Source organism: Mycoplasmopsis felis ATCC 23391 (assembly GCF_000701865.1).
GTDB lineage: Bacteria > Bacillota_I > Bacilli_A > Mycoplasmatales > Metamycoplasmataceae > Mycoplasmopsis > Mycoplasmopsis felis.
This window is the reverse complement of record NZ_JNKA01000035.1, coordinates 1-4,643: the sequence shown is the minus strand read 5'-3', so window position 1 is coordinate 4,643 and position 4,643 is coordinate 1. Positions and strand designations below refer to the sequence as shown.

The window sequence follows — 4,643 nt, the reverse complement described above, 5'->3', positions numbered from 1 at the left end:
CTTTTAGTCACTAATAAATCTTCCATACCTAAATTATAATGATTAATAATTTTTTTAATTCTTCAAACATTATTCTTCTTTTTGTTATTTTGAACTTTTGGTGAAATTTTAAACAACATCTTTAAAGCACCATGTACCCCTGTACTATTATATTCTTGATATATTTTGTAAAACTCTTCTGCTTTTAAATTACTTGATATACTTCTCCTTTTTTTTTGATTTTTTTGAGGGGATATATCCCCTCAAAGGTGGACAAAAAAGCTAACATTGCCATGTTAACTTTTTTGTCCACCTTTAGATTATCCGAATATTTTTATTAATAAATTATTTTTTATGAGCTAGTTGAACTGTTATTTCTTGTATTATTATCCTTTACAGAATCTGTATATCCTTCCCCTTGTTTAAAGTTTAATTTATTAGCACGATATGTCAATTCTGTTGATCTATAATTATTTTTTTCAAAACCAACACTAATATAACTAACTTTAAATCCTTGAGGATTATATGGAGTATTTCTATTTACTGCATACCAGATACTAATAAATGATTCTGTTTCTTTTTGTGGATCAGTTGTACTTATGACACTTCCGGTGTATAAAGTCAATCAAGCACCAGAGGAAGCTAGAATATTCATAGGTGAATTTGTTTTAACTAATAGTTCTGGATTTTTAACAGTAAAACCTATTCTTAAATTAACTTTTGATTGATTAGGATTATTTCCTAATTCAGTAAAGACGTCAGTGAAAATTAAATCTACATCTTTTAAATGTCATTTTGGATTTTCGGGCATTCAGGTTATATCAGTATTTTCTTGAGTTCTTAAGATATTTTTATAACCGTTTTCTGTTCCATCAAAATTAATACTTAATTCAGTTAAATATAATGAATTATCATTTTGTTCTTGATTGTTTTGTTTTAGCACTGCTTGAGCAAAGAATGAATATGTATTATTTTCTGATAATAAATTAAATTTCTTAACTTCATTATTTTGAAGTTTAAATTCAACCATTTTTTGCAGATTATCACCTAATGATAATCCTTCAGGTAGTTCAAAACCATATTTGTATGTTTTAGTTTTAATATCATATGATCTTGTAAAGTTAGTTGCAGCACTTTCTAATTTTTGTAATTTTAATTCTTTTCTTTGATCTAATGAATGTATTACATTTGTTCCTAATAATACTTTATCAAATGAAATGGTTGACAATCTTTCTGGTTGTCCTGTTATAGTAAACTTCAATGTTTTTCTTAATGGTAAATTATTTACGGTTCTTTCTGTTTGAGGAACTAATGTATTAAATTCAATTTCTGAAACAGTTATACCTTGAACTGCTTCATTATTTAATTTAAATACACCTGTTTCATTTTGTTTAATATGATGTATTAAAATATCTAGTGATACTTCGTATTTCTCTGTTCCTATTGTTTTAACTTTAAATGAATCTTCTTCTACAGATATAATGCTTTGTTTTGTTAAAACATCATTAAATTGAGATTTAAGATTCTCAAAATCATTTTGTAATTTATCATATGCATTAAATAATGATGTTTTTGTTTTATTAGTTGAATTATTTAATTTTTCTAATTTAGTAATTATATCTTTAACTTTATTTGCATATTGGTTATCTGTAAATGCAGATACTGTTGGCAAATATGTATATAAGTCTTTTAATAAAGTTCTTGTTGCTTTTAGACCTTCTTCAATATCAAAATTATTATTTAAATTTTGTGAATTTGATTTTGTTAAATCACTTTCAAATTCTTTCACTGATTCAATGTATTTTGAAATATTTGCCTTAAATGTTTCTGGATTTTGAGATTTAAGTAATTCTTTTTGATTAGTTAGTTGATTACTTAATTGTTTACTTTTTTCAATAACTACTGCATATCTATTTGTAGATGTATCAGTTAAGTTTTTGTAATAATCAATTAATGTAGTTAATTTATCTAAAATATTTGTTTTTTCTGTTTCTTTAACTAAATATGTTTGTTTTAGGGTTTCTAATTGTTCATTTACTGCGTAGAATCTCACTTCTGCCAATCCTCATGAATAATGACTATTGCTTTGTGCATTGTTATTTTCAACTACTGGTCTAGGCTTTCATTGGAACTTAATATATTTAGCTAAGATTGGTTCAAAATTAATTCTTAATGTTTTTACATCTGTAATTCCTTGTACATCAGCAAGCCCACTTGTTTGTTTTAAAGTATTACTTTCAAATGTTCCTACTTCTGTTGGTGTAGATACATTTTGGTGCTTAACTCTTTCATAATTTGTTCCATCTTGAGAAACTTCTACAAAGAATTCTGCAGGTAAAACATAATTGTTTGCTTTTGTTCCTGCATCACTAATATATAAATCTAAATGAGTTAGTAATAAAGTTTGATTATTTTTTACATTAAAAACAAATCTATTTTTAATAACATTATCATCACTTTGATTTCTCTTATTATCATTTGAATTAGCCCAACTCTTAGTTAATTTTCCATCTATAACTTCATGTGGTCCAGCACCATTTCTATCTTGTCCACTAAGTGGATTTCTTGAATAAGCATTATTACTTTGATCTCTATTTACATCTAATAAATTATTAAATAAAGGAATATTATTTTCTTTAGAATAATCTAAATATTGAATTACAAATGTAAATTGAATTGATCCTTCAGGAGCATGTGTTGCTGCAGTCCTTTCTGTTTCTGATGTTTCTAAAGTTAATTCACTTTGATTTGTTTTTAAATTATATGTTTGTTGAAATTCTAAGGTTTTAATTTTTTTATCTTTTTCTGATTCTGGAACTGTTGGTTCAGTTATTGATGCATTTGTAGGTAGTTCATATTTTTTACCATTATAACTAATAACTTTTGGTAAATATTTTGCTACTTTTTCTCCATCTATTAAATATAAATAATATTTAGGTTCGTATAAATTAAGAACGTTTCATTCTTCAAATACTGTAGATAATTCATTATATACATTATTTGATGGAGTTTCTACAGATTCAATTGTTGGTTTTGTAGATTGATTATTTGTATTTGGATTTTGTTCGACTATTCCTGTGCTTTGTGCAAAGCCTGAAACAGTATGAGAAAGAATGCTACCAAAATTTCTATTTAAATCTCTTAAGCCTGAAATTTGATAAGTATCGTTTTCATACACCTTAAATTTAGCTGTAATAACTTTGTTTGTTAAACCTTTAAATGATTTATTTGTAATTAAAACATCTTGAGAATTAATAATTAAAGTACTTCCAATATCATCCGGAGAATCTAATTCTATATCAGAAGTTATTTCAAATAATACTTCTTTATATTTCACAGCATCGCCTGATGTTTGAACATCAATTATTTGTGGATTATTAGCAGTAAAATTAATAGAATAATTGTCTAATTCTCTTTGTTTTTTATAAGCATTAGTTAATGATTCTTCTAGTGTTTTTAAACCATTAACTAATTCTTCTGTTGTTTTACTTGTATTACCATTTAATGCTTGTGTATTTTGAATTACTGATTGTAAAGTTGCTTTAAATTCTTTGTATCTGTTTTTTGTTAATGTTGCTAAATAACTAATTGCTTCACTTAGTTTATTTGATAAATTAGTTTTTGATATTTTTCTATTAGTTAATTCAGTTTGTGCATTTGATACAGCAGAACCTAATTTCTCTAATTCTTGTTTTAACATATCAAATGACTTATTATTTGAATTATTTTGAATTGCTCTTAATTCATTAAGTACATTTTCTAAGTTATTTTTAATGTCATTATATTGAGGATTGTTTAACTCTCCTTTTATAAATTTTTCTGTTGAACTTATTTCTGAACTAATTAATTCTAATACTTTTTGTTTTTTTTCGTTTTTGCTTAAAACATTAAATTCAATTGCTTCTTTTTCTTTTTTTAATTTTTCTAATTCACTACGGAATTCTGTTATTGCTTGTTGTAATGAAGCATCATTATTTGATTCTTCAATTAACTTTAATGTTTTTGCTTTTAATTGTTCATATTTAGTTTTAATAGAACTAAACCTATTATCACTAAGAGAACTTTCAAATTGAGTATGAGAATTAACTTCAGTTTTAAAATTTGTTTTTGTTTGTGAAATTCCTTCTGAACCCTCACTATTTAGATTGCTTGGTGTTTTTGGACTTTTTTTTGTCAATAAAACACTTGGAACTATAATAGCTGTTCCCAATACTAGTCCACCTAAAATGGCACTAGATATTAATAAATTTCTCTTTTTCATAAAATATTTCCTCTTGTTTTTTATCTTAATTGAAGTATTTTACAAAAAAAAAAAAAAACTAGTTTTTTCTGAGTTTCCCAGTTAAAGAAAAAAATAAACGTTTTCACCCTTAAATATAGGGAAAAACGTTTATTTTTTTACTTGCGATTTTAAGAATTTATTATGTAATTTAAGAACTCATTAAAGAATTTTCAACTAATAGTTGAATCGGTATCTATATTTTTTCATACATTTAATGTTGTTTGACTGTAATTATCAATTAAAGCTGTTTTATTTAAATTTTTAATTAAATTAATAAGAATGGTATCTGTTAGCTTATCTATTACTCCTCATTTTTTGTAAAAATCATTAACTAATTTTTTAATCATTTTAAATACAAACAATGTTACAAAACAAAGTAGAA

Annotated in this window: 1 protein-coding gene and 1 pseudogene; both read right to left on the bottom strand. The window is 24.6% G+C overall.

Going from position 1 to position 4,643, the window contains the following annotated elements; all coding sequences use genetic code 4:
• Positions 1-331 precede the first annotated feature (331 nt).
• A complete protein-coding gene (locus T405_RS03410) occupies positions 332-4,240 on the bottom strand; it encodes a hypothetical protein (protein ID WP_036431275.1) in 3,909 nt (1,302 codons plus the stop codon).
• A gap of 149 nt (positions 4,241-4,389) precedes the next feature.
• Positions 4,390-4,643, bottom strand: a pseudogene (locus tag T405_RS03405) (hypothetical protein); the annotation flags it as partial.